This is a genomic window from Pseudomonas ovata, assembly GCF_003131185.1.
Taxonomy (GTDB): Bacteria; Pseudomonadota; Gammaproteobacteria; order Pseudomonadales; family Pseudomonadaceae; genus Aquipseudomonas; species Aquipseudomonas ovata.
The window spans coordinates 146,036-168,978 of record NZ_QFFU01000001.1 but is presented as its reverse complement, the minus strand read 5'-3'; the positions used below and the strand labels follow the sequence as shown (position 1 = coordinate 168,978).

The following is a 22,943-nucleotide window of genomic DNA, read 5'->3' as shown; positions in this document are numbered from 1 at the left end:
CAATCTGATCGCACCGCAAGGATGCCTGCATGAACAAACCCCTGCCGGATGGTTCTACCCAGGCCAGCAATGCCTGGCGCGTGCTGTTTCTCTTGTTCCTGGCCAACCTGTTCAATTTTTTCGACCGGGCCATCCCCTCGATCGTCACCGAGCCCATTCGCCTTGAGTGGCACCTGAGCGACTTTCAACTGGGGCTGATGGGCACCGCCTTCACCCTGGTGTATGCCATTGCCGGCCTGCCGCTGGGGCGCCTGGCCGATAACGGCTCACGCAAGGCGATCATGGGCGGCGGCCTGGCCGTATGGAGCGCGCTGACCGCGGTCAATGGCATGGTCAGCAGTTTCTGGGCGTTCGTGCTGGTGCGCATGGGCGTGGGCATCGGCGAGGCCAGTTATGCGCCAGCGGCCAATTCGTTGATTGGCGACCTGTTCCCGGCCCGGCGCCGGGCACGGGCCATGGGCATCTTCATGCTCGGCCTGCCGCTGGGCCTGATGCTGGCGTTCTTTACCATCGGGGCGCTGGTCAAGGCCTTCGACAGCTGGCGCGCACCGTTTTTCATTGCCGCCGTGCCGGGCCTGATCCTGGCGTTGTTCATGCTTTTCATTCGCGAGCCACAGCGGGGCGCGGCAGAGGGCGGGGTGATGTCGCAGGCCAGGATCGAGCGGCCCATCCGTCGGCTGCTGGGCATTGCCACCTTCCGCTGGCTGATGCTGGCAGGGCTGGCCTACAACTTTGCTGCCTATGCCTGCAATTCGTTCATGGTGCCGATGCTGCAGCGCTATTTCCAGGTGTCCTTGCAGGAGGCGGCCGTGGCCACCGGGGTAATCGTCGGCGTGACCGGTCTGTTTGGCCTGACACTGGGCGGGGTGGTGGCTGACAAGCTGCACGAGCGCTCGATCACCGGGCGTCTGTGGTTTGCCGCCTTCAGCATGCTGGTCGCCACCCTGGCCACCGGCTATGCCCTGCACGCGGGGCTGGTGGCCATCACCTTGTTCGTGGCGGTGTTCAGCCTGGGCTGGCTGTTTGCCTATAACTTCTATACCTGCGTCTATCCGGCCATTCAGGACGTGGTCGAGCCCCGCTTGCGGGCGACGGCCATGGCGTTGTTCTTTGCCGGGTTATACCTGCTGGGCGGTGGCCTGGGGCCGGTGATGGTAGGCCTGCTGTCTGACCATTTTGCCCAACAGGCAATGCTGGGCGCCGGCGCCACGCAGATGACCGAAACCTTCAAGGCGGTCGGCCTGCATGGCGCCTTGTACCTGATCCCGGCGGCCTTGCTGGCGACCCTGGTGTGCCTGCTGCTGGCCACCCGCAGCTTCGGACGCGACGCCGAAGCGATGCAGGCCAGGATGTAGCAATAACCGCTCGACCTGTAGGAGCGCGCTTGCCCGCGACCGAGTGCGCAGCGCTCGCAAAATTTGTGTGGCCGCTGAAAATTTACGACTGCTAACGCAGCCGGTCGCGGGCAAGCGCGCTCCTACCTGGCCCCGCCGCCTTGGCGTGGCACCAGGGCGGCGGGTAATCTTCTACAGGGCTGTTTCAAGCACAAGAAATCAGCCGGCCACCAGCACGCGGATCGATTCCAGGCGCAGCGCGGCCTTGTCGAGCATGGCCAGGCCTTGCTCGCGCAGCTTGCGCAGGGCTTCCAGTTCGCTGTCGCGCACAGTCGGGTTGACCGCTTGCAGGGCGGTCAGGCGCGCCAGTTCTTCTTCGGTGTCGGCGGCCAGGCGACGCTGGGCCTCGGCCACGCGCTCGGCATGACGCGGGGCGATCTTGGCTTCGCCGGAGTTGATCTTCGGTGTCAGCACATCGCGCTGCGCCTGGATGAACTTGTTGGCGCTGGCCCGTGGCACGCTTTCGAGCTGGTCATTGAGGGTGTTGAACGACACCCGGCCCGACAGGTCGTTGCCGTTGCCGTCCAGCAGACAGCGCAGTGCCGCCGGTGGCAGGTAGCGACCCAGTTGCAGGGCGCGCGGGGCGACCACTTCGCTGACGTAGATCAACTCCAGCAGCACGGTGCCCGGCTTGAGCGCCTTGTTCTTGATCAGGGCCACGGCGGTGTTGCCCATCGAGCCGGACAACACCAGGTCCATGCCGCCCTGCACCATGGGGTGTTCCCAGGTAATGAACTGCATGTCTTCGCGGCTCAGCGCCTGGTTGCGGTCGTAGGTGATGGTCACGCCTTCGTCGTCGCCGAGCGGGAAGCTGGCATCGAGCATCTTTTCGCTGGGCTTGAGGATCAGGGCGTTTTCCGAATGGTCTTCGCTGTCGATGCCAAAGGCGTTGAACAGGGTTTCCATGTAGATCGGCAGGGAGAACTGGTCGTCCTGCTCGAGGATCGCCTCGACCAGTGCTTCGCCTTCGCCCGCACCGCCGGAGTTAAGCTCCAGCAAGCGGTCGCGGCCGCTGTGCAGCTCGCCTTCGAGGCGCTCGCGTTCGCTGCGGGCCTCGTCGATCAGGGCTTGCCACTGCTCATCGTCACCGCCTTCGAGCAGCGGCAGCAGGCGCGGGCCGAACTGATGCTGCATGGCGTTGCCGGTCGGGCAGGTGTTGAGGAAAGCATTGAGCGCTTCGTGGTACCACTGGAACAGCCGCGCCTGCGGGCTGGTTTCCAGGTACGGCACGTGCAGTTCGATGGTGTGCTTCTGGCCGATCCGGTCCAGGCGGCCGATGCGCTGCTCCAGCAGGTCGGGGTGCGAGGGCAGGTCGAACAGCACCAGATGATGCGCGAACTGGAAGTTGCGGCCTTCGCTGCCGATTTCCGAGCAGATCAGCACCTGGGCGCCGAACTCTTCGTCGGCGAAGTAGGCTGCCGCCCGGTCGCGCTCCAGGATATTCATGCCTTCATGGAACACCGTGGCCGGGATGCCGGAGCGCACGCGCAGGGCGTCTTCCAGGTCCATGGCGGTTTCGGCGTGGGCGCAGATCACCAGCACCTTGACGCGCTTGAGCATTTTCAGGGTGTCGATCAGCCACTCGACCCGTGGGTCGAAGCGCCACCAGCGTTGCTCGTCACCCGTGTCGGCCTGGGCCTGGAAGCTCACTTCCGGGTACAGGTCGGCATGCTCGCCCAGCGGCAGTTCCATGTACTCGTCCGGGTTGGGCAGCGGGTAGGCGTGCAACTGACGTTGCGGGAAGCCCTGCACGGCGGCACGGGTGTTGCGGAACAGCACGCGGCCGGTGCCGTGGCGGTCGAGCAGTTCGCGGACCAGCCGCGCCTTGGCTTCGTCGTCGCCGGCATTGACCGCCTTGATCAGGGTTTCGCCTTCGTCGCCCAGGAAACCCACGATGGTGGCCGTGGCTTCGGCCGACAGCTTGCCCTGGTCGAGCAACTGCTGGACGGCTTCGGCAACCGGGCGGTAATGCTCGCTCTCGGCGCGAAAGGCTGCCAGGTCATGGAAGCGGTTCGGGTCAAGCAGGCGCAGGCGCGCAAAATGGCTGTCCTGGCCCAGTTGTTCCGGGGTTGCGGTCAGCAGCAGCACGCCGGGGATGACCTCGGCCAGTTGCTCGACCAGCGAGTATTCGCTGCTGGCCTTGTCTTCGTGCCAGACCAGATGGTGAGCCTCGTCGACCACCATCAGGTCCCAGCCGGCGGCAAACAGCGCGTCCTGGGCCTTTTCGTCCTCGACCAGCCACTCCAGCGCCACCAGCGCCAGTTGGGTGTCTTCGAACGGGTTGCTGGCATCGCTTTCGATGAAGCGTTCGCTGTCGAACAGCGCGACCTGCAGGTTGAAGCGACGGCGCATTTCCACCAGCCACTGGTGCTGGAGGTTTTCCGGTACCAGGATCAGCACGCGATTGGCGCGGCCGGACAGCAACTGACGGTGGATCACCAGGCCTGCTTCGATGGTCTTGCCCAAACCCACTTCGTCGGCCAGCAGGACCCGCGGCGCAATGCGGTCGGCCACTTCACGGGCGATGTGCAACTGGTGGGCGATCGGCTGGGCGCGTACACCGCCCAGGCCCCATAGCGAGGATTGCAGCTGGCGGCTGGTGTGCTCCAGAGTGTGGTAGCGCAGCGAGAACCAGGACAGCGGGTCGATCTGCCCGGCAAACAGGCGGTCGGTGGCCAGGCGGAACTGAATGAAGTTCGACAGCTGGGTTTCCGGCAGGGTCACCAGCTCGTTCTGGCTGTTGAAGCCGTGGTAGACCAACAGGCCGTCGACGTCTTCGACTTCGCGTACGGTCAGCTTCCAGTTGTCGAAATGGGTGATCAGGTCACCAGGGGAGAAGCGCACGCGGGTCAAGGGCGCGTTGCGCAGGGCGTACTGGCGGGTGTCGCCAGTGGCCGGATAGAGCACGGTCAACAAGCGGCCGTCCTGTGCCAGAACGGTGCCTAATCCCAGCTCGGCTTCGCTGTCGCTGATCCAGCGTTGCCCCGGTTGATACTGCTGCGCCATGCTGCCTGTCTCCGCGATGAAAAAGCGGGCTATGGTAACGGAACCTGCTGCCCAAGACCAAAGGCGACATGAAAAAACCGCAGGTTTTCGCTTGTCGAGACACTCATCCTGTCAGTCAGGGGGCACTAATAGCTTAAAACGTAGTCGAAAAGTTTCTGCCGTAAAGGCTGATGGGTGCCCTCAAGTTGAGGAAGTGGCCGCCGAAAGCCTGATAACAGGAGAACAAACCATGTTGCAACCGATGCTTCCTTTAAGTGTGGTCCCTGTGACCTCGCAACTGGACCCGGCCAAGCGCTTGCCGGACGTCCCTCCTGTTGCGCCGGTGCAACCGAGTTCCAGCGAGACCACCATCGACCTGCGTTACGAAGACGCCGAGCGCTCGGCACTGCTGCTGCGCGAAGAGCAGGAGCGTCAACAGCGCCAGCAACGTGGTGATGCACCGCCCGAACACGATCATGACGACGAACTGCTGGTCGTTCCCGGCAACTCGCTCAACGCCGACAACACCGTACCGGTGGTGCCGCTGATCGACAATGAGCCGCGCCAGGGCTTGTGGGTGGACGTCGAGGTCTGATACATCTGGCCGTGTCGATGCGATGACGCATCATTGAGCCCGGTCCCAGCCCCGTTGTCAGAGAACTGCCCGTCATGAGCGATGAAGCCCAACTGATCGATTTCAGCGCCGAGCGCGCCAAGCGCATCCATGATGCCAACGACAAGCGCCTGAACGATATGCGCAAGGCTTTCGAGCAGGTCATGCCGCTGAGTAGCAAAAAAAAGCCGAAGAAGCCGAAAAAGCGCTGAATCCCCACCTTTGCTGCCCGGCGCCAGCCCCCTCGGCTGGCGTCGGGCACACTCGTATCCTGTGCCAAGCCCCCTGCCAACCTGACGGATCACTGATCCAGGTCAATACCTGCCCGTACGCCCCGGATTAATCTTGCTCCATCGAACAGCAACACACCGGAGGAAGGCCATCATGTTCCTGGAAAATTCGGACACCGTCGTCACCGTAGGCTACGTCACCCTGACCATGCTGGCCTTGTTCTTCACCGGCATGGGGCTGTTTATCTGGAAAGACTCGCGGTCCTGACAGGCGACGCTTTTCACAACGAGCACGCAAGGCATTTAGGGCGACTTCGGTTGCCCATTTTTTTGTCTGGGTTTTTTGGGGTGGCAGGCGCCTTCACTGGCTTTGGCGATCTTCGAGAGAGGGGTGGAACCTCTATTGCAGACCGACACGACCAGCAGGACCAACCCTCATCAACACGGCAGTCCTGCAACGGCCCGCCTGACTATCAACCGAAGGAAATGTCCGGCAATACCGTCAGCTCAACGGTCTGTTGCTTGCGCGGTGCCAGGATCTCGGCTTCGCCGTCGACCACCAGCTCTTCGTTCTGGTTGAACACACGAGTGGCGATGCGCACGCGGAACTTGGGCAGCTTTTCCAGGATTTCCAGGCGCACGGTCAGGGTGTCGCCCAGTTTCACCGGTTTCTGGAAGGTCATGGTCTGGCCGATATAAATGGTGCCAGGTCCCGGCAGCTCGCAGGCCACGGCGGCGCTGATCAGGGCGCCGCTGAACATGCCATGGGCGATACGCTCCTTGAACATGGTCTTGGCCGCATACTCGGCGTCCAGGTGCACCGGGTTGTGATCGCCGGACATGGCGGCGAACAACTGGATATCGCGTTCTTCAACGGTCTTGCTGTAGCTGGCGGTCTGGCCGACTTCAAGGGCTTCGTAGGGCGTGTTGGTGACCTGGGTCATTCGTTTATCCTGACTATTAAAAGAAAAGGCCGAGACGTCATTCGGCTCTGGGCGGTCGTGGTTGTTCAATGGCCCACTGCAGCCAGTCGATCACGTCACGCATCACTTCATCACGGTTAACTTCGTTGAACAGCTCATGGCGGGCGTCGGGGTAGAGTTTAAGCTGCAAGGCCTGATGCCCCACCCCGGTCAAAACATGGGCCAGTCGTCTCAGACGCTTGCCGTGGCTGACCGGATCACATTCGCCGCCGATAATCAGCAGCGGCAGCTGCGGGTCGATCTGCGCCAGGCTCGAAGGCTTGCTGATTTTCGTCAGCCCCCACAGCAGGTCGAGCCACAGCTGATTGGTGCAGCGAAAGCCGCACAAGGGGTCCTGAACGTAGGCATCGACCTCTTGCGGGTCGCGGCTCAGCCAGTCAAAGCGGGTGCGTGCGGGCTTGAACGCCTGGTTGAAGGTGCCGAACGACAGCGCGTCGATCAGGGCGCTGCGGCCACGCGGCCCCTGACGCACCCGCTCCAGGCGTGCGATCAGGCGGGCGCTGCGGTACAGGGATGCCGGCTGGTAGTTCGAGCCACTGAGAATGGCACCCTGCAGGCTGGCGCCGTGGTGCATCAGCCAGGCCTGGGCGATGTAGCTGCCCATGCTGTGCCCGAGCAGAAACAGGGGCCGCTGCGGGTGCAGCTCTTCGAGTGTGCGGGCCATCAGCGCCAGGTCGCCCAGCACCTTGCTCCAGCCGTCCCGGTCGGCGTAATGCCCCAGCGTGCCCTGCGCGGCGGTCTTGCCATGGCCGCGCTGGTCGTGGGCATACAGGGCGATGCCTTGCGCATTCAGGGCCGCGCCCAGCTGTGCATAGCGGCCGCCGTGCTCGGCCATGCCATGCGACAGCATCACCACGGCGCGCACCTCGCCCGCCGGGACCCAGGCGTTGACGAACAGGCGGCAATGATCGGGGGTGTCGAGCCAGAAAGTCTGCTGTGTCATGGCGATGTCCGCGAGCGACGGCGATAGGGATCAGTGTATACCGACGCAGGTGGAACAGACTGCGCAACCGGGTGCATGATTCGGATCTGTCTGGATATTTTGTAGGGCTATTCGACAGGTATTCCCCAGGCCTTGGTGTGCACGCAGAATCTGTCACGCTTCCCCTCCCGGGCAGGAAGGTAAAGGTGTGATGAGCTGCCAGGAAATTCGTGACTATTTGTTGCTGTTTAGTCGCTTTTGTGACTGGTGATGACTCGTTTGCTGCTGGTCGCTGTTTGGCAAAGCTGCTAATCTCGGCCCGCTTTTTGACTCGTCATCAAGCGAAAGCGTGAATCGCATAATTCCAATACATTCACTCAGCATCGCCTGCGCGATGTGCAGAGTTCGCTGTCGCTAAGGAGCTGGCTTGCATGATCGAAAACTTCTGGAAGGACAAGTACCCCGCTGGTGTGGCTGCCGAGATCGATCCTGACGAGTATCCGAATGTCCAGGCCGTACTCAAGCGGTCCTGCCAGCGTTTTGCCGACAAGCCAGCCTTCAGCAACCTGGGCAAGACCCTGACCTATGGCGAGCTGTATGAGTTGTCCGGTGCCTTCGCCGCCTGGATCCAGCAGCACACCGACCTCAAGCCTGGCGACCGTATCGCCGTGCAGTTGCCCAATGTCCTGCAATACCCGGTGGCGGTGTTCGGGGCCATGCGCGCCGGCCTGATCGTGGTCAACACCAACCCGTTGTACACCGCCCGCGAAATGGAGCACCAGCTCAACGATTCCGGCGCCCGGGCGTTGTTGTGCCTGGCCAACATGGCGCACCTGGCCGAGAAGGTCGTGCCCAAGACCCAGGTCCGGCATGTGATCGTCACCGAGGTGGCCGACCTGCTGCCGACGCTCAAGCGCCTGCTGGTCAACAGTGTCATCAAGTACGTGAAGAAGATGGTCCCGGCCTATCACCTGCCACAGGCCGTGCGTTTCAACGATGCCCTGGCCAAGGGCCGTGGCCAGGCGATCAATGAAGCCTCGCCCGCCAGCGAAGACGTGGCCGTGCTGCAATACACCGGCGGCACCACCGGCGTGGCCAAGGGCGCGATGCTCACCCACCGCAACCTGATCGCCAACATGCTGCAATGTCGCGAACTGATGGGCTCGAACCTCAATGAAGGCTGCGAGATCCTTATCACCCCGTTGCCGCTGTACCACATCTACGCCTTTACCTTCCATTGCATGGCCATGATGCAGTGCGGCAACCACAACGTCCTGATCACCAACCCGCGCGATCTGCCAGCGATGGTCAAGGAGTTGTCGAAGTGGAAGTTCAGCGGCTTTGTCGGTCTCAATACCCTGTTTGTGGCCTTGTGCAACAACCAGGACTTCCGCAACCTCGATTTTTCCGCCCTGAAAGTCACGCTGTCTGGCGGCATGGCTTTGCAACAGGCGGTGGCCGAGCGCTGGAAGGCAGTCACCCAGTGCCCGATCTGCGAAGGCTATGGCATGACCGAAACCAGTCCGGTGGCCACGGTCAACCCGATCCAGAACATCCAGATCGGCACCATCGGCATTCCGGTGCCCTCGACCCTGTGCAAGGTGATCGACGACGCGGGCACCGAACTGGCCTTCGGCGAAACCGGCGAGCTGTGCATCAAGGGCCCGCAGGTGATGAAAGGCTACTGGCAGCGCGCCGAGGCTACCGACGAGATTCTCGATGCCGAGGGCTGGCTCAAGACCGGTGACATCGCGGTAATCCAGCCTGACGGTTACCTGCGCATCGTCGACCGCAAGAAGGACATGATCCTGATCTCCGGTTTCAACGTGTACCCCAACGAACTCGAAGACGTACTGGTTGCCTTGCCGGGCGTACTGCAATGCGCGGCGATCGGCGTGCCGGACGAAAAGTCCGGCGAGTCGATCAAAGTCTTCGTGGTGGTCAAGCCGGGCATGACCCTGACCAAGGAGCAGGTCATGGAGCACATGCGCGCCAACCTGACCGGCTACAAGGTCCCCCGCAGTGTCGAATTCCGCGATGCGCTGCCCACCACCAACGTCGGCAAGATCCTGCGCCGCGAATTGCGCGATGAAGAATTGAAAAAGCTGGGTGTGAAGAAATAGCACTGCCACGCCTTGCGGCGTGACAGTTGAATGATGGCGCCCCGGGCTCGCGAATGCAGGCTGTCAGACACTGAAGGTGTTGAATGCACCGGCCCTTTCGCGACCGCTGGTCGCTCCCACAGCGAATGCAGGCTGTCAGGCACTAAAAAGGCTCAACGTGCCAGCGCCTTTCGCCAGCGCTGTGTCAGTGATCCGACATCGAGTCCTGGAGATTGGTCAGTTCCTTGATCAAGGTCTTCTGGTCATGCATGTACTGGCGCTCCAGGTCGCGGGCGGCGCGTTCGTAGGCCGGGTCGTTGAGGCTCTCGAAGCGTTCGCTCAAGGTGCTCAGGTTATCCCGGTAGGCTTGTTCCAGCGCAGCAAAGCGCTCGGCATACTGTTCGCGCAGCCAGCCGGTCCAGAAATCCTGGCCTGCCGCGTACTCCAGAAAGGCATCACCTTGCTCGGCGGTCCTGACCTGCAGCAGGGCACTGTCCAGTTCGCCGTGGCGCAAATTGGCGTGGGCCTGGTAGAGCATGTGCCGGGGCGGCACGGGCAGGTCCAGCTCATGGGCGGCGTGCAAGCGATAGGCCAGGCGCACTTCTGCTTCATCACGGCCCATGGCCTGCGCCCGGGCAACCGCGTCCAGCGCTTGCAGGCGATAGAGCCGACGGACCAGGTTCAGCAACGAGGCACCGCGCTGTTCGCCAGGCATGTCACGCAGCGACTGGCGGGTGAAGACCAGCACCTCCATCTGGTTGAACTCAAGAATCACCCCGTCATGACAGGTGTCCGCGTTGAGCAGTTGTTGCAACGGCTCATCGGCGATGGCCTCCAGGGTCGCACGCAACTCGGCGTCCTGATCGGCGGCCTGCAGCACTCGCCAGACACGCTCGGTCAGCGCTGATCGGCTGTCTGCCTTGCGAAAGTCGGCGGTGTGGCGCAACTGCTCCACCAGCTCCAGCAGGCGGCTGGCAGGCGCCTGCTCCAGACGCTGCCAGACGGCACGGTGCATGGGGGTCTCGGGCGCCAGCAGGTCCAGCCATGGGTCGATGCCTGGCGTCGCCGGGCTGTAGTGACTGGCGGGGCTGTGCGCATGTCCGGGCGATGTAGCACTGGAGGTCTGCGAATCCGAATCATGGGCTTCGTGCCAGTCGATACGCCTGATGTCCTCGGGCAGGTCCAGCTGGAACGTGAAGACGCGGTTGTAGGCTTCGGAGGTGTGGGCGCGTAACAGGCTGTCGCGTGACAGCGGGTTGTTGAGCAGGCTGATATCGCAGTGATGATATTCATTGCGTGGGTTGGCCAGCAGTTGCTCGTCAATCCCGGCCAGACGGTTATTGTCCAGGATCAGGGTTTCCAGCTGGTCAGATGGCAAGTCGATGAGCCACTGCGGCCACTGGGCCAGTTGCATGTCACGTAACGACAACCAGCGCAGGTTCTGCGACCTGAGCGCCGAGGCATCGTGGATCTCACCCAGCCGGTTGCCGTCCAGTTCAAGCACTTCCAGTGACTGCAAACGCCCCAGCTGTTCGATGGCGGCCTGATCGATTTGCCAGCCCTGGTCGATCAGGCTCAGTGTCCTGAGACCCGACAGGTGCATCAGTGCGCCAGGCAGTTCGCTCAAGGGGCGGACATGGCCTTCCATCTCCAGCAGGGTCAGGCCTGGAAAGCGTCTGAGCAACTCATCGAGTTGCAAAGGCGTGGCATTGACACGGTTCAGGTGCAGGCCGCGCAGGCGGGTGCGCATGAAGGCCGGCAGGCGCCTGGGAAATTGCGCCAGGTCGACGGCCTCCAGGACCAGCGGGGTGTTGGCGAAACCTCGGGTATAGACGTGCCAGTATTCAAGCAGTGCTTGTCCGATACGTTGCCGCTCATTGATCGATTGCGCCGTCAGCGGCGCGCCGGAGCTGGAGGCATTGACCCAGCCTTCAATGGCTTCGGCCAGGGCATTGCGCTCACCGAGCAAGCTGTCGAGGTGGGTTTGCAAGTCTGCGGGAATATCCAGTGTAAAGGCCCATGACGCATTGACTGCCTGCTCGCTGAGGCGCATGCGCAGCAGCAAAGTATGGGTCAGTGGGTTGCCGCGCAGGTCAATAGTACGAGGAGGGCGAATGCCCGCCGGGTTGTTCAGGATGGTTTCCGGCAAGGCGCTGAGCCGGTTATGGGCCAGTGACAGTTCGCGCAGCGGGCCCGCCAGCAGTGGAACGAGCCAGTCGGGCCAGATATCCAGGCCGGTGCGTTCCAGCACCAGCCGCTCCACAGGCAGCCAGGCCAGGTCCAGGGGCATGAACGGGTTGAAGCGGTTACCTGACAGGTCCAGGCGACGCAGCCGGGTCAAGGGCCGCAAGGCATCCATGTAGCGCTGGTCGAGCAACTGGCTCTGCCCGGTCAGGCTCAATTCTTCCAGCAAGGGCAGGCTGGCAGCCACCCGCGCCGGCAGGTCGACAAAGCGCGGGAACAGACCGGCCGTTGACGCAGGCTCGTTCAGGCTCAAGGCACGCACCTGGGCAAAGGGTCTGAGAAAGCGTTCCAGCGCCTGGCCATTGCCGGTCAGGCCCGAGGCGGCGGCATGGCTATCGGCATAGGCGGTCACGTTCTCAAGCGCCAGGTGCGTGACCCGCGCCAGGAAAAAGTCCGGCAGTGAGTCCGGAAAATCTTCCAGGGCAACGTCACGCAGCGTCAGGGTTGCTGGACCGCGTTGCAGCTCGGGCAGGTTGTTCATGCGCCAGTGGCGCCAGAGTTCGTCTGCCAGGCGGGTACGGCTGGCCATGCGCGGCGCATTGCTGTTCAGCCCAAGGATATCGGCACTGCGTGTAGCCCATTGGTCAAGGCGGGCGCGCAGCGTCTGTTGTTCGTCCAGCAGGGCATTGAGGCGGGTGTCGATTTGCACGCGGCTCAGTCCTTGTGCCACGAGTTGTTCAAAAAGCTCGTCGGGGTACAGGTCCTCCAGCTCCAGCAGACGGATCTTGTCCAGCAGGGTCTCGCGGGTGAACGCCCGCTCGGGCAGGCCGCGGCCGCTGAGCGGGTAGCCCAGGCGACCATCGGCCAGGCGCATGGGCGAGCGAAACCCGGGCTTGACCGGCTGCATGCCCAGGACCGTGCGGGCAATGCGCCGTGGCAACGGTGGATGCCCGAGCAGAATGCGCAGGTCGTTGCCGGCCTCGGTGGCTGAAAGCGCCAGGTCCTCGCGCAGGCCTGGTGGCAAGGCGTCGGCGATGGCGGCAAACAGCGTCATGGGCCTGGCCGGGCCGGGCGCCTGTGCAGCGGCCACGGCATAGCCGTCAAGCGTGCGGATCAGTACCTGGCGCACCGGTGCCTCCGGGGCTCCGATGCTGTCGATCAAGGCGCCTTCGGCATGGCCGTCGCGCACTTCAAGGCGAATGTCCGCCGGCCAGTCGGGCAGTCGTTCCAGGCCATGCAGTGCCAGCCGGTCTGTGTCCGGGTTGCGCAGTCCTTGCAGGTACAGGCCTTCATAGGCCCGGGCCAGGCGCACTTGTTGGGCATAGACACGGGCCTCTTCGGCCAGGCGCAACGGGATCTTGCCGCCTTCGGCCAGTTGCGCCCGTTCTGCTGCAGTGGCGTGGCCCAGCAGTTCTTCGGCCACAGCCCTGGGCAGCGGCGCCGGCAGGCGCTGTTGCAATGCCGCCAGCAACGCATCGTCCGGGGTTTGCAAGGCCTGATAGCGTGGCTGGAATTGCTCGAGCTGGCCGGCCTCGTCCAGGTGCTGATAAAGCTCGAAACGCTCGGCCGTGTCCATCAGCAGGGCGGCGGGGCGCTCGCCTTCGCTGAGGGCACGGCGCAGAGCCATTTCGGGCACGCCACTGACCTTGAGCAGCATCCTGATCGTGATGTTGGAGAACTCGCCGGGCAGGTAGCCCAGGCGTCGCATCAGGGTCAGGCCTTGCATTTGCCTGGGGTGCTCAAGTGTGCTCAGCCAGGCGCGGTGGCCGTTATGGCGTACCTCAGGCTCATGGCCCAGAGGGTTTCGAGGGTGTTCGAACACATGACCTGCACCGTCGCGGGCCAGCCTGACCGAGTAAGGGCGGTCTTCCAGTACCAGCCAGTGCTTGCCTTTATAAGGGATAAGGCCCGAAGCATCGGACTTGAGCCCGGCCGGCAGCACGATGTCGTGGGCAAAGGGCGCCAGGTCCGGCTTCCACAACTTCATGGCGCCGCCGGGCAGCGTGACCGGTTCAAGGGCGCCGATCCATGCCGGGGCCTCGATGGCGGGCAGCTTGCCGGCTTGACCTGCGGCAGAGCCCAAAGCGGTGATCAGCGCCAGGTTCTGCACCACATCCACCAAGTATGTCAGTGCCTGGTCCTTCTCGCCCTCGGTCCAGCTTTCGATGCCTTCGAACACTTCATAACCCAGTTGCGCCACGGTCACCGCCAGCATGACCTCGCCCAGCACAGGGACGAAAAACGCCGCGACATTGAGGGTGTTGAGCGCCAGGTCGCGCCACCACGCCCGGCGCTCGCTGGCACTGCGCGCGTCCTGCTCGGCCGTCGGTACGCCATGAAAGCGTGCATTGTCTTTTATCGCCTCAAGCTTGCGCTGGTACATGGCCTGGAACACCGGGCCGGTCAGCACGGGACCGCCGCCCTTGAGCCGGGCATCGGGGTCGGCTTGCTCGGCATAGTAGCCAGGACCCAACAGCGGGCCTTGCCATACCTCGGGAAACAGCTGGCGGTGCAGCCTGTTCATGAGCCGGGCACGCTGGCGGGCAGGAATGAACCGGCTGAAGAAATTCCGGTAGCGCTCATCGAACAGCCGGTTGCGCAGGGCGTCGTGAAAGTCGTCCAGCGAGGCATAGGTGATCAAGGGGGCTACCGGGTCTTCCGGAATGTACACCGTGACCGGTTGTGGCAGGTCGCGCTCGCGTGGTTCGGTGAAGATCACCAGGATGTCGGTCAGCCCGGTGTCCCACAGTCCCAGTGTGCAGCACTCGGGTGCAGGGCCGGCGGCAGCCGGGTCTGCCAGGCTCAGCAGGGCCTGATGGGTAACCGCGTCGATCCGCTGGCGCAGGCGGGCCAGATGGGTGTGCAGGATAAACGCCGAGCCCTCCATGGCCTGCATGTCCAGCATCGCAGGCTCGGTAAGCACGCGGTCGATGTGCGCCTGGTACTGGCCGCCCAGATCAAGGTCACGGGCCAGGGCCGCGAATTCGTGCGCGGCAATGGCCAGGGGCGTGCCGCGCAGGCCTGGCCCCAGGATTTCGTACTGACTGAATACAGCGGCCTTGAGCTGTGTGTCCTGGTCCATGGCGCCGGGCTGCGTGTCGGCGGCCTGGAAATTCTGCAAGGCCGCGTCGAGCAGCGGTCGGATGGCGCCGCGCAAGGCCTTGTTGGCCTCGATGAGCGGGTCTTTCGAGGCGCCCATGAAGGTCGGGTCGGTCAGTGCATGGCTGGCATGCAGCAGCCAGGTGTTGCGCACGTCCAGGTCCAGGCCGAAGCGCGCCTTCAGCGCCGCTTTCAGCCGCGGTTCGGCAAAGTCCTGCAGGGTGCCCAGTTGCGCCAGGTGCGATGCTGCACGCTGTTGCAGCTGGCGGTGTTCGCTGTACTGGCGGTGCAGTGCCGCAGTCACCTCGGGCATCCCGGCCTGCGCGGCCAGCCAGGATCGGTCCGTGGCCGTCTGGCGGACGCGGCGCAGCGCGGCATGCGTGCCGGCCGGTGCCTGCCTGAGCCAGGCAGGCACATGAGTGGCAATGAGCGGTTGATGAACCGCCGGTGATGTCGTTGCGGTCGGAGTATCCATGTCCATATGAAGCACGCCTTGTGGCTGTTGAATAAACGTAAAAGCTTACCGAGGGGGGCGTGGCGTCCTGGCGTTAACTATTTATTAATGCGTTCGGCATGAGTTGTTAAAGGCGTGTCATCAATGCCTTGCAGGCCGTATTCCTGAGGGTATTGGCAGAAATTTCCTGCGCGTCTGCCGCCTTTAAAAAGCCGGGGCGCCAATCACTAATGACACGCGCCTGCTAACTTGCCGACAGACACGCTAATGCACTAACGGTTGGGCTATACTCCAGCCCGCCTGGGCCATCATGCGGTCCATTTCATGAACACGGCCATGCCGGTGTTGAACCCTTGAGGGCTGACTGTGAAGAACTGGACGTTGCGTCAACGGATCCTGGCGAGTTTTGCCGTAATCATCGCCATCATGTTGTTGATGGTGGTGGCGTCCTATTCGCGTCTGCTGTCGATCGAGACCAGCGAAGAGCAGGTCCGCCGGGATGCCTTGCCCGGCGTCTACTACAGCACCCTGGTGCGCAGCGCCTGGGGCGAAAGTTATATCCGCACCCTGGAGCTGATCGGCGAAGGGCAGGGGCGGGCCTTGAGCCCGGCCGAGCGCGAGCAGTTCCAGGGCTTTGAAGATGCCCTGCAAAAGCAGATCGACGGCTATAAGCGCTCCATCTTCGATGACATCGACAAGGCCAACTTCCAGCAGTTTGAAAAGCAGCGCGAACTGTATTCACGCTTGCTCAAAGAAGTGCATGTGACCTACGAGCGCGGTGACTTCGCCGCCGCCAAGGAAGAATTCTACGAGCAGGTCAATCCGGTCTGGACCCAGGGCCGCAAGCAGCTCAACGAAATCATTGTCGCCAACAAACAACTGGCCGATGACGCGACCGATAACATCGTCAAGGCCGTGCTGGCCGCCAAGGTCGGCATGATCGTCTCGCTGCTGATTGCCGTGCTCGCCGCCGGGGCCTGCGGCCTGCTGCTGATGCGCTCGATCATCGCGCCCATGCAGCGGCTGGTCGAAATCCTCGGCATCATGCGCAACGGCGACCTGAGCCAGCGCCTGAACCTGTCGCGCAATGATGAATTCAACGTGGTGCAGACCGGCTTCAATGACATGGTCACCGAGCTGACGGCGCTGGTGGCCCAGGCCCAGCGCTCGTCGGTGCAGGTCACCACCTCGGTGACCGAGATCGCGGCCACCTCCAAGCAGCAACAGGCCACGGCCACTGAAACCGCGGCCACCACCACTGAAATCGGCGCGACGTCGCGTGAAATCGCCGCCACCTCCCGCGACCTGGTGCGCACCATGACCGAGGTGACCTCGGCCGCCGACCAGGCCTCGACCCTGGCCGGCTCCGGCCAGCAGGGCCTGGCGCGCATGGAAGAAACCATGCACCAGGTGATGGGCGCGGCCAACCTGGTCAATGCCAAGCTGGCGATCCTCAACGAGAAGGCCGGCAACATCAACCAGGTGGTGGTGACCATCGTCAAGGTGGCCGACCAGACCAACCTGCTGTCGCTCAATGCGGCCATCGAGGCCGAGAAAGCCGGCGAATACGGGCGCGGCTTTGCCGTGGTCGCCACCGAAGTACGGCGCCTGGCCGACCAGACCGCCGTCGCCACCTATGACATCGAGCAGATGGTGCGCGAGATCCAGTCGGCGGTGTCGGCCGGCGTGATGGGCATGGACAAGTTCTCCGAAGAGGTGCGTCGCGGCATGTTCGAGGTCACCCAGGTGGGTGAGCAACTGTCGCAGATCATCCATCAGGTGCAGGCCCTGGCGCCGCGCGTACTGATGGTCAACGAGGGCATGCAGGCCCAGGCCACCGGTGCCGAACAGATCAACCAGGCCCTGGTGCAACTGGCCGACGCCAGCAGCCAGACCGTCGAGTCCCTGCGCCAGGCCAGCTTCGCCATCGACGAACTGAGCCAGGTCGCGGTCGGCCTGCGCAGTGGCGTCTCGCGTTTCAAGGTCTGAGCCGCCGCCATGCGCGATCACTCACTCAGACGCCAGACGGTTGCACAGGCCCGCGATACGCTGTTTCTGCTGTTTCGCATCGGCGAAGAGCGCTACGCCCTGCAGGCCACGGAAATCGCCGAGGTGCTGCCGCGCCTGAAACTCAAGGTCATCCCCAAGGCGCCGCACTGGGTCGCGGGCATCTTTGCCCATCGGGGCGAGATCGTGCCGGTGATCGACATCAGCGCCTTGAGCCACGGCACCCAGGCGGCAGCGCGCACCAGTACGCGCATGGTCCTGGTGCATTATCGCCATGACGACCGGCATCCGGCCCAGTGGCTCGGCCTGATCCTGGAGCAGGCCACCGAAACCCTGCGCTGCCCGGCCTCGCAGTTCAAGGAGTACGGGCTGGAAAACCGCCTGTCGCCTTATCTTGGGCCGGTGCGCGAAGACGAACTGGGCCTGTTGCAGTGGATCCGTGTCGAAGAGCTGCTCAGCGAGCCGGTACGTGAACTGCTTTACCCGGTCACGCCTCCTGACATCGACCAGCTCGAGGACGCGCCATGAGTGATGACGCGCGCTTTTTTGCTTTCCTCAAAGAGCGCATCGGGCTAGATGTCGCCTCGGTGGGCGAGGCCATCGTCGAGCGGGCCTTGCGCCAGCGCTGCACCGCCAGCGGCGCGGCTGACAGCGACGCCTACTGGCTGTTGCTGCTGGGGTCGCAGACCGAACAACAGGCACTGATCGAGGCGGTGATCGTTCCGGAAACCTGGTTCTTTCGCTACCCCGAATCGTTCGTCACCCTGGGCCGGCTGGCAGTGGCCCGGCTGCAGACGCTGGCCGGCGTGCGGCCGCTGCGCATCCTGAGTCTGCCCTGTTCCACGGGCGAGGAGCCTTACTCGATGGCCATGGCACTGTTCGATGCCGGCCTCGGCGCGGCGCAGTTCAGGATCGATGCGATGGACATCAGCCCCTTGTCGATCCAGCGCGCCCAGCGCGCCATCTATGGCAAGAACTCGTTCCGTGGCATGGACCTGAGCTTTCGCGAGCGTCACTTCACGCCGTTCGCCGAAGGCTGGCAGGTCGCCCAGCGGGTGCGCGATAGCGTGGACTTTCGCCCTGGCAACCTGCTCGACCCTGCGCTGCTCAACCGGCCGGCCTACGATTTCGTGTTCTGCCGCAACCTGGTGATCTATTTCGACCGCCCGACCCAGCAGCGCGTCTTTACGGTGCTCAAGCGCCTGACCCTGGAAGACGGCGTGCTGTTCATCGGCCCGGCCGAAGGCAACCTGATGAGTCACATCGGCATGCGCTCGATCAATGTCGCGCAGTCCTTCGCCTTCCGGCATGCGAGCGAAGAAGACGCCCCCCCGGTGTTTGCCAGCCCCGCCTTGCCTGCTTCGGCAACAGTCCCGACGTCCCAACGATTGCCACCACCGATTACGCCCGCCACGCCCCGGCCCTTTGCCCCGGGCGCGGCGGCACGGGTCACGGCGGCCGGCCCGGCATTGCCCGGCACTGCGGCACAGGCGGCTGCAGCCGGCACCCTGTCGGGACCTGCCGACAATGATCTGAGCGCCATTGCCCGCCTGGCCAACCAGGGGCAGAGCCGCGAAGCCGTGGCAGCCTGCGAGCGTTACCTGCAACAGCACGGGCCGGCGGCGCCGGTGTTCTACTGGCTGGGCCTGCTCAGCGAAGTGGACGGCCATGTGAGCCAGGCGCAGGGCTACTACCGCAAGGCGTTGTACTTGCAGCCCCAGCATCCCGAGGCACTGGCACAACTGGCCGCGCTGCTGGCCGCCCAGGGCGACAGCACCGGCGCCCAGCGCCTGCTCGAGCGGGCTGCGCGCAGCGCCAATAAACCAGGAGGCAGCCGATGAACGAGGTCAGCCTTTCCAGCATTACCCAGGGCGATGATCAGGCCATCGACGATTGCTGGAACCGCATCGGCATTCATGGCGACCGGTCCTGCCCCATCCTTGCCGGACACATCCATTGCCGCAACTGCGAAGTGTACTCGGCCGCTGCCACACGTCTGCTCGACCGCTACAGCCTGGTGCAGGACTACCATGACCGCTCGCGCAGCAGCGAACAACAGACCCAGGTCCGTACCCGTTCGGTGCTGGTCTTCCGCCTGGGTGACGAGTGGCTGGGGCTTGCCACCCGCAGCCTGGTCGAGGTGGCGCCGATGCAGGCGATCCATTCGCTGCCGCACCAGCGTGCCCGGGCGTTGCTTGGGGTGGCCAATGTGCGCGGAGCGCTGGTGGCCTGTATTTCGCTGGTCGAACTGCTGGGGCTCGATGGCATGACGTCGGTCGCGCCGGCAGGTGGACGGATCATGCCGCGCATGCTGATCGTTGCCGCCCAGGGCGGGCCTGTGGTGGTGCCGGTCGATGAAGTGGACGGCATTCACGCCATGACCGAACAGTCGCTGGACTCGGCGTCGCTGTCCGGCACCCATGCCAACGCTCGCTTCACCCGTGGCGTGCTGCACTGGAAGGACCGCAGTCTGCGGCTGCTCGATGAGCAGGAGTTGTTGTCGGCGGTCAACCGGAGCCTTACATGACGCCTGATCAAATGCGCGACGCCTCGCTGTTCGAGCTGTTCACCCTGGAAGCCGAGGCGCAGACCCAGGTGTTGAGCGCCGGCCTGCTGGCGCTGGAGCGCAGCCCGACCCTGGCCGACCAGCTCGAAGCCTGCATGCGCGCGGCGCACTCGCTCAAGGGCGCGGCGCGCATTGTCGGGGTCGACTTCGGGGTCAGCGTCGCCCACGTCATGGAGGATTGCCTGGTCAGCGCCCAGGAAGGCCGGCTGGTGTTGCAGGCCGAGCACATCGATGTGCTGTTGTCCGGCACGGACATGTTGATGCGCATCGCCACACCCGGCGATGGCAGCGTTGACCAGGCCGCCGTCGACGCCTACGTGCAACGCATGAACACCCTGATGAACTCTGGCGCCGGGGCCGGGCGCAGTGCCGTGCGCCCACCCGACCCCTTGCTGGCGCCTGGCCTGCTGGCCGACCCGTTGCTGCGCGCCTCCTTGCCCGGACAGGCCTTGCCGGAAATCGACCTGTCCCAGGCGTCGCACTGGCTGCAGGCCGATGCTGCGGCGGCCGGGCCGGTGCCTGTGCTGCCTGAACCGACCCCGGTACAGCCCGAACCGGCGGCACTCGGTGCCGAGACCGACCCGGCCTCGCGCCCGCTGCGTGAGCGACGGGTAGCCGAGGGCGGTGAGCGGGTCTTGCGGGTCACCGCCGAGCGCCTCAACGGCCTGCTTGACCTGTCGAGTAAATCCTTGGTGGAAAGCCAGCGCATCAAGCCCTTGCTGGCCGGGATGCAGCGCCTCAAACGCCTGCAACTGGGCAGCGACCGGGCCTTGCAGATGCTGGAGGCGAACCTGAGTGTCAGCGCCGTGAGCCCCGAGGCCCAGCGCGCGCTGGAAGACGCTCGCAGCCTGTTGTCCCAGGCACAGAACATGCTGATCGAGCAGGCCGCCGAGCTGGATGAATTTGGCTGGCAATCGGCGCAACGCGCCCAGTCACTCTACGACAGCGCGCTGGCCTGTCGCATGCGCCCGTTTGCCGATGTGCTGGGCGGGCAGGCGCGCATGGTGCGTGACCTGGGGCGTGAACTGGGCAAGCAGGTGCGCCTGGACATCGAAGGCGACAAGACCCAGGTCGACCGCGAGGTGCTGGAAAAGCTCGAGGCGCCCCTGACCCATCTACTGCGCAACGCCGTCGACCATGGCATCGAAATGCCCGAGCAGCGCCTGGCACAAGGCAAGGACAGCGAGGGTGCCATTTGCCTGCGGGCCTCGCACCAGGCCGGCATGCTGGTGGTCGAGTTGAGCGACGATGGCGGCGGCGTGGACCTGGAGCGTCTGGCGCAAGCCATCGTTCAGCGCAAGCTGTCGCCGGCTGAAAGCACCGCGCAGATGAGCGAAGAAGAGCTGCTCAGCTTCCTGTTCCTGCCCGGCTTCAGCATGCGCGACAAGGTCACGCAGATTTCCGGCCGTGGCGTCGGCCTGGACGCGGTGCAGCACATGGTGCGCCAGTTGCACGGGGGCGTGACCCTGGAGCAGACGGCCGGGCAGGGCAGTTGTTTTCGCATCGAGGTGCCGCTGACCCTGTCGGTGGCGCGCAGCCTGGTGGTGGACGTCGGCGGTGAGGCCTATGCCTTCCCGCTGGCGCATATCGAACGCATGTGCGACCTGGAGCCGGCCGACATCGTGCAGCTGGAAGGGCGTCAGCATTTCTGGCACGAGGGGCGGCATGTGGGCCTGGTGTCGGCCAGCCAGTTGCTCAACCGCCCGCCCGGCACCCAGGGGCAGGAAAGCCTCAAGGTCGTGGTGATCCGTGAACGTGACGCGGTGTATGGCGTGGCGGTGGAGCGTTTCATCGGTGAGCGCACGCTGGTGGTCATGCCCCTGGATGCCCGGTTGGGCAAGGTGCAGGACGTCTCGGCCGGCGCCTTGCTCGACGATGGCTCGGTGGTGCTGATCATCGATGTCGAAGACTTGCTGCGCTCGGTCGAGAAACTGCTCAATACCGGCCGGCTGGAGCGCATCGACCGCCAGAGCCGCAGTGTTGGCCATGTGGCCCGCAAACGCGTTCTGGTGGTCGATGATTCATTGACGGTGCGTGAGTTGGAGCGCAAGTTACTCGTCAGCCGCGGCTACGAAGTGGCGGTGGCCGTCGATGGCATGGATGGCTGGAATGCTTTGCGCAGTGAAGATTTCGACCTGCTGATCACCGATATCGACATGCCGCGCATGGACGGGATCGAACTGGTGACCCTGTTGCGCCGCGACACGCGCCTGCAATCGTTGCCGGTGATGGTGGTGTCCTACAAGGACCGTGAGGAAGACCGCCAGCGTGGCCTGGAGGCGGGTGCCGATTATTACCTGGCCAAGGCCAGTTTTCACGATGATGCCTTGCTCGATGCCGTAGTGGAATTGATAGGAGAAGCACAGGCATGAAGATCGCCATCGTCAACGACATGCCCATGGCGGTCGAAGCGCTGCGCCGGGCCCTGGCCTTCGAGCCGGCGCATCAGATCGTCTGGGTGGCCCATAACGGCGCCGACGCGGTGCAGCGCTGCGCCGAACTGACCCCGGATGTGATCCTCATGGACCTGATCATGCCTGTCATGGATGGGGTCGAGGCCACCCGGCGGATCATGGCTGCCACGCCATGCGCTATCGTTCTGGTAACGGTTGATCGCGAGCAGAACGTCCACCGCGTGTTCGAGGCCATGGGCCACGGCGCGCTGGACGTGGTCGACACCCCGGCCATCGGTTCAGGCAACCCCAGGGAAGCGGCGGCCCCTCTGCTGCGCAAGATTCTCAATATCGGCTGGCTGATCGGCCAGAGCAGCACCCGCGAGCGCAACCAGGGCCAGGCCCTGCGCCATGCGGTCAGGCGCGACGGGCTGGTGGCCATCGGCTCATCGGCCGGGGGACCGGCAGCGCTGGAAGAATTGCTCAAGGGGCTGCCGGTGAATTTTCCGGCGGCCATCGTCCTGGTGCAGCACGTCGACCAGGTGTTCGCCACCGGCATGGCCGAGTGGCTGAGCAGCGCGTCCGGCATGCCGGTGCGCCTGGCGCGCCAGGGCGAGCCACCGCAGGCCGGCCAGGTCGTGCTGGCCGGCACCAATCACCATATTCGCCTGCTCAAGGACGGGACGCTGGCGTACACGGCAGAGCCTGTCAACGAAATCTACCGGCCCTCGATCGACGTGTTCTTCGAGAGTGTGGCCCGCTACTGGAGTGGAGAAGCTGTGGGAGTTTTATTGACCGGCATGGGGCGTGACGGTGCCCAGGGGCTCAAGGCCATGCGTCAGCAGGGGTTTCTGACGATTGCCCAGGACCAGGCCAGTTGCGCGGTCTACGGCATGCCCAAGGCGGCCGCCGCCATTGACGCCGCTGTCGAGATCCGGCCGCTGCGCACCATTGCACCTCGCTTGCTTGAGGTATTCGCTCAATGATATTCCAGGTGAACTCACCCGCCGC

General features: G+C 64.1%; 15 protein-coding genes. 11 read left to right on the top strand and 4 right to left on the bottom strand.

Annotation, left to right across the window (positions count from 1 at the left end; genetic code table 11):
• Positions 1 to 29: 29 nt before the first annotated feature.
• Complete coding sequence (locus DGA31_RS00760) at positions 30 to 1,355, top strand: spinster family MFS transporter (protein WP_109511228.1); 1,326 nt, start codon at positions 30 to 32, stop codon at positions 1,353 to 1,355.
• Between the two features lie 198 nt (positions 1,356 to 1,553).
• Here the strand turns inward: DGA31_RS00760 and rapA are convergent, their stop codons facing one another.
• Complete coding sequence (gene rapA / locus DGA31_RS00755) at positions 1,554 to 4,400, bottom strand: RNA polymerase-associated protein RapA (protein ID WP_056834796.1); 2,847 nt, start codon at positions 4,398 to 4,400, stop codon at positions 1,554 to 1,556.
• Between the two features lie 229 nt (positions 4,401 to 4,629).
• Between rapA and DGA31_RS00750 the strand changes: the two genes are divergently transcribed.
• The 3 genes from DGA31_RS00750 (at position 4,630) to DGA31_RS31020 (ending at position 5,490) form a co-directional block, all read left to right on the top strand.
• Complete coding sequence (locus DGA31_RS00750) at positions 4,630 to 4,974, top strand: aspartate-semialdehyde dehydrogenase (protein WP_109511227.1); 345 nt, start codon at positions 4,630 to 4,632, stop codon at positions 4,972 to 4,974.
• A gap of 74 nt (positions 4,975 to 5,048) precedes the next feature.
• Positions 5,049 to 5,204, top strand: a complete 156-nt coding sequence (locus DGA31_RS29945) for a hypothetical protein (protein WP_109511226.1) — start codon at positions 5,049 to 5,051, stop codon at positions 5,202 to 5,204.
• Between the two features lie 172 nt (positions 5,205 to 5,376).
• Complete coding sequence (locus DGA31_RS31020) at positions 5,377 to 5,490, top strand: hypothetical protein (RefSeq protein WP_056834800.1); 114 nt, start codon at positions 5,377 to 5,379, stop codon at positions 5,488 to 5,490.
• Positions 5,491 to 5,695: 205 nt separating this feature from the next.
• Here the strand turns inward: DGA31_RS31020 and DGA31_RS00740 are convergent, their stop codons facing one another.
• Both DGA31_RS00740 and DGA31_RS00735 read right to left on the bottom strand, forming a co-directional pair.
• Positions 5,696 to 6,166 carry a MaoC family dehydratase gene (locus DGA31_RS00740; RefSeq protein ID WP_056834802.1) on the bottom strand — a complete coding sequence of 157 codons (471 nt, stop codon included), beginning with the start codon at positions 6,164 to 6,166 and terminating at the stop codon, positions 5,696 to 5,698.
• Positions 6,167 to 6,203: 37 nt separating this feature from the next.
• The gene (locus DGA31_RS00735; protein ID WP_109511225.1) at positions 6,204 to 7,148 is read right to left on the bottom strand and encodes an alpha/beta hydrolase; all 945 of its coding nucleotides are present in this window, start codon (positions 7,146 to 7,148) and stop codon (positions 6,204 to 6,206) included.
• A 410-nt stretch (positions 7,149 to 7,558) separates the two neighbouring features.
• Here DGA31_RS00735 and fadD1 point away from each other — a divergent pair, with 410 nt between their 5' ends.
• Positions 7,559 to 9,250: a long-chain-fatty-acid--CoA ligase FadD1 gene (fadD1, locus tag DGA31_RS00730; protein WP_109511224.1), complete on the top strand. Its 1,692-nt coding sequence runs from the start codon at positions 7,559 to 7,561 to the stop codon at positions 9,248 to 9,250.
• A 184-nt stretch (positions 9,251 to 9,434) separates the two neighbouring features.
• Here fadD1 and DGA31_RS00725 read toward each other — a convergent pair whose 3' ends face one another.
• A complete protein-coding gene (locus tag DGA31_RS00725) occupies positions 9,435 to 14,993 on the bottom strand; it encodes an NEL-type E3 ubiquitin ligase domain-containing protein (protein WP_109511223.1) in 5,559 nt (1,852 codons plus the stop codon).
• A gap of 339 nt (positions 14,994 to 15,332) precedes the next feature.
• On the opposite strand from DGA31_RS00725, the gene DGA31_RS00720 reads away from it, so the two are divergent.
• The 6 genes from DGA31_RS00720 to cheB are packed head-to-tail and all read left to right on the top strand — an operon-like array spanning position 15,333 to position 22,918.
• Positions 15,333 to 16,955, top strand: coding sequence for a methyl-accepting chemotaxis protein (locus DGA31_RS00720; protein ID WP_109511222.1), 1,623 nt, complete (start codon positions 15,333 to 15,335; stop codon positions 16,953 to 16,955).
• Positions 16,956 to 16,964: 9 nt separating this feature from the next.
• Complete coding sequence (locus DGA31_RS00715; RefSeq protein ID WP_056834812.1) at positions 16,965 to 17,501, top strand: chemotaxis protein CheW; 537 nt, start codon at positions 16,965 to 16,967, stop codon at positions 17,499 to 17,501.
• Positions 17,498 to 18,814 (top strand): CheR family methyltransferase, encoded by a 1,317-nt coding sequence (locus tag DGA31_RS00710; protein WP_109511221.1) that lies wholly within the window; start codon positions 17,498 to 17,500, stop codon positions 18,812 to 18,814. The genes DGA31_RS00715 and DGA31_RS00710 overlap by 4 nt, the downstream gene beginning before the upstream one ends.
• Positions 18,811 to 19,500 (top strand): chemotaxis protein CheW, encoded by a 690-nt coding sequence (locus DGA31_RS00705; RefSeq protein ID WP_109511220.1) that lies wholly within the window; start codon positions 18,811 to 18,813, stop codon positions 19,498 to 19,500. The genes DGA31_RS00710 and DGA31_RS00705 overlap by 4 nt, the downstream gene beginning before the upstream one ends.
• Positions 19,497 to 21,911: a hybrid sensor histidine kinase/response regulator gene (locus DGA31_RS00700; protein WP_109511219.1), complete on the top strand. Its 2,415-nt coding sequence runs from the start codon at positions 19,497 to 19,499 to the stop codon at positions 21,909 to 21,911. The genes DGA31_RS00705 and DGA31_RS00700 overlap by 4 nt, the downstream gene beginning before the upstream one ends.
• Positions 21,908 to 22,918 (top strand): chemotaxis response regulator protein-glutamate methylesterase, encoded by a 1,011-nt coding sequence (cheB, locus tag DGA31_RS00695; RefSeq protein ID WP_109511218.1) that lies wholly within the window; start codon positions 21,908 to 21,910, stop codon positions 22,916 to 22,918. The genes DGA31_RS00700 and cheB overlap by 4 nt, the downstream gene beginning before the upstream one ends.
• Positions 22,919 to 22,943 lie beyond the last annotated feature (25 nt).

Bases quoted from the DNA above. Each gene is read 5' to 3' on its own strand.
- DGA31_RS29945 (WP_109511226.1), top strand. From the start codon at position 5,049: ATGAGCGATGAAGCCCAACTGATCGATTTCAGCGCCGAGCGCGCCAAG.
- DGA31_RS00760 (WP_109511228.1), top strand. From the start codon at position 30: ATGAACAAACCCCTGCCGGATGGTTCTACCCAGGCCAGCAATGCCTGG.
- cheB (WP_109511218.1), top strand. From the start codon at position 21,908: ATGAAGATCGCCATCGTCAACGACATGCCCATGGCGGTCGAAGCGCTG.
- DGA31_RS00750 (WP_109511227.1), top strand. From the start codon at position 4,630: ATGTTGCAACCGATGCTTCCTTTAAGTGTGGTCCCTGTGACCTCGCAA.
- DGA31_RS00735 (WP_109511225.1), bottom strand. From the start codon at position 7,148: ATGACACAGCAGACTTTCTGGCTCGACACCCCCGATCATTGCCGCCTG.
- DGA31_RS00700 (WP_109511219.1), top strand. From the start codon at position 19,497: ATGACGCCTGATCAAATGCGCGACGCCTCGCTGTTCGAGCTGTTCACC.
- DGA31_RS31020 (WP_056834800.1), top strand. From the start codon at position 5,377: ATGTTCCTGGAAAATTCGGACACCGTCGTCACCGTAGGCTACGTCACC.
- DGA31_RS00705 (WP_109511220.1), top strand. From the start codon at position 18,811: ATGAACGAGGTCAGCCTTTCCAGCATTACCCAGGGCGATGATCAGGCC.
- DGA31_RS00715 (WP_056834812.1), top strand. From the start codon at position 16,965: ATGCGCGATCACTCACTCAGACGCCAGACGGTTGCACAGGCCCGCGAT.
- DGA31_RS00710 (WP_109511221.1), top strand. From the start codon at position 17,498: ATGAGTGATGACGCGCGCTTTTTTGCTTTCCTCAAAGAGCGCATCGGG.
- DGA31_RS00740 (WP_056834802.1), bottom strand. From the start codon at position 6,166: ATGACCCAGGTCACCAACACGCCCTACGAAGCCCTTGAAGTCGGCCAG.
- fadD1 (WP_109511224.1), top strand. From the start codon at position 7,559: ATGATCGAAAACTTCTGGAAGGACAAGTACCCCGCTGGTGTGGCTGCC.
- rapA (WP_056834796.1), bottom strand. From the start codon at position 4,400: ATGGCGCAGCAGTATCAACCGGGGCAACGCTGGATCAGCGACAGCGAA.
- DGA31_RS00725 (WP_109511223.1), bottom strand. From the start codon at position 14,993: ATGGACATGGATACTCCGACCGCAACGACATCACCGGCGGTTCATCAA.